At 61.2% G+C, this 2211-nt stretch carries 1 protein-coding gene; it reads left to right on the forward strand.

What is annotated here, in order from left to right; all coding sequences use genetic code 11:
* The first annotated feature begins 890 nt into the window (after positions 1-890).
* Positions 891-1991: a cell wall anchor protein gene (locus BGE01nite_RS28690; RefSeq protein ID WP_146856376.1), complete on the forward strand. Its 1101-nt coding sequence runs from the start codon at positions 891-893 to the stop codon at positions 1989-1991.
* Positions 1992-2211 lie beyond the last annotated feature (220 nt).

Raw genomic sequence — 2211 nt, forward strand, 5'->3', positions numbered from 1 at the left:
CTAGCCCTCCGAAGGCTTGGCGAAGGAGGGTTCGCGGTTCGGAGTTGGGAGTTGGGGCCTTATGGAGAGCTTCGTGGACATGCAAAAAACTGCGGATTGATAGGTCCGCAGTTTTGCTGTTTTCAGGGGATGGGACGGAAGGGTGGAATGGTGTCTTCCGTTGCCTTGGCTGTTTCCATTTTCAGTTTTCCATTCGTCCCTTTTCCATTTCTCCATGGCTGGGAGCTAGGGAAACACAGGGACATGGAGGAACTGAGAATGGAGGAATGGAAAATGGAAAATGGCCTGAGGTCGATCGGGAGGTATGTGGGCGGGTCGACGGAAGACTGGACTTTAAGGTGGGGTGGGGTGTTCCGTTGCCTTGGCCGTTTCCATTTTCAGTTTTCCATTCCTCCCTTTTCCATTTCTCCATGGCTGGGAGCAACGGGAAGAACCGGGACATGGAGGAACTGAGAATGGAGGAATGGAAAGTGGAAAATGGCCGGAGGTTGATCGGGAGGCATGTGCGCGGGTCGGCGGAAGACTGGACTTTAAGGTGAGGTGGTGAGGATTGTCATGATGGCTGACCCTTGGTTTTCTTTTGGTTAGGCAGACATCTGGGTCTGAAATGTTTCTACCCTCCATCTTTCTACCTTTTGGCCTGGAAAGAGGGCGCGGGGAGATCTCGGGGAAGACAGGTTGAAAACCTGTCCCACTTTGGCGGGACCTCCTCGAGAGTGGTGGTTGCATTACTTGTTTGATTCTATGTTAGGCATGGCGGGACAAGGGGAGGACGGGAGATTGGCCTAACGGCAGGTATCGCTCATCGAGGGCCGCCTGACTCCGGCCTTATTTCGAATCAGGTGCAATTCTGACGTCGAGAGTTTGTTTCGCGGCGAATTCAGGACGCTATGAAGATCAAACCTACCACGGCTCTCGCAGCCTTTATTCTGGCACTGGCCCTTCCAGGCTTCACCCAGACCACCTCCACCAGCAGCAACACCTCCGGCGGTTCCACGACCGGCGGAGCCACCACCGGCGGTAACGCCACCGGCGGCAATACCAGCAGCACGACCATCGGCGGCAACGCGACGGGCGGCAATACCACGGGCGGCAGCGGCACGACCGTGGGCGGCAACACCTCAAGCGGGGCCACGGTCGGTGGCAATGCTTATGGCGGGAACACCTCTGGCGGCTCGACCGCTGGCGGTGCCACCACGGGCGGCGCGACCACGGGCGGCAATGCGAGCTCATCCGGCTCCACTAGTGGCTCGGGATCCAGCAGCACCTCCAGCAACACCAGCGGTGGTGCGACGAAGGGTGGAGCGACGAGCGGTGGCAACACCACGGGCGGCAACACCAGCAGCACCACGGTTGGCGGCAGTGCGACCGGTGGCAACACCACGGGCAGCAGCGGCACGACCATCGGCGGCAATACCAGCACGGGCACCACCGTGGGTGGGAATGCCTATGGTGGCAACACGACCGGCGGCAACACCAGCGGTGGCGCGACCACCGGCGGTGCGACGAAGGGCGGCAGCGCGACCTCTTCCGGCTCCAGCAGCGGATCGGGATCCAGCAGCACCTCCAGCAACACCAGCGGTGGCGGCACCACGGGCGGGGCGACCTCGGGCGGCAACACCCGCGGTGGTGACACGAGCAGCACCACGGTCGGCGGCAATGCCACCGGCGGTAACACCAAGGGTGGCAGCGGCACGACGGTGGGTGGCAACACCTCCAGCGGCACCACGGTGGGCGGCAATGCCTATGGTGGCGATACCAAGGGCGGCAACACCAGCGGTGGCGCGACCACAGGCGGTGCGACGACTGGCGGCAATGCCACCAGCCGCAGCAGCTCCAGCAGCAGCGATCCAGCCGCGGCCGCACGCAGCGAGGCTGATCGTGCACGTGAAAGCGCTGACCGCATGCGCGCCGACGACAACGGCAAGCACAAGGGTGACGAGCAAGGCAAGCGCAAGTCGAAGGGCCGTGAGAACAGCCCGGACCGGTGAGGACGGCGGCGTGAGACGCTTTCGTCTTCGCCTCGCTTCTTTTAGCTGAGCCTAACTAAAACTCTAACCACAACAACAACCACCACCGGGCGCGGAGTCGCCCGGTGGTTTTTTGTTTTTGTTTTGGGGGCGGGGAGCTGACTGAAAATTGAAAACTGAAAATTGGTTGGGCTTGGGGGAGGTTCGGAGGCTTTGCCGAAGGGGCGGAGATTTAGAGCAT

The sequence above is a fragment of the Prosthecobacter gellanilyticus genome (assembly GCF_007992435.1).
Lineage (GTDB): Bacteria > Verrucomicrobiota > Verrucomicrobiia > Verrucomicrobiales > Verrucomicrobiaceae > Prosthecobacter > Prosthecobacter gellanilyticus.

Coding starts and splice junctions, on each gene's coding strand:
- BGE01nite_RS28690 (WP_146856376.1), top strand. CDS start 891: ATGAAGATCAAACCTACCACGGCTCTCGCAGCCTTTATTCTGGCACTG.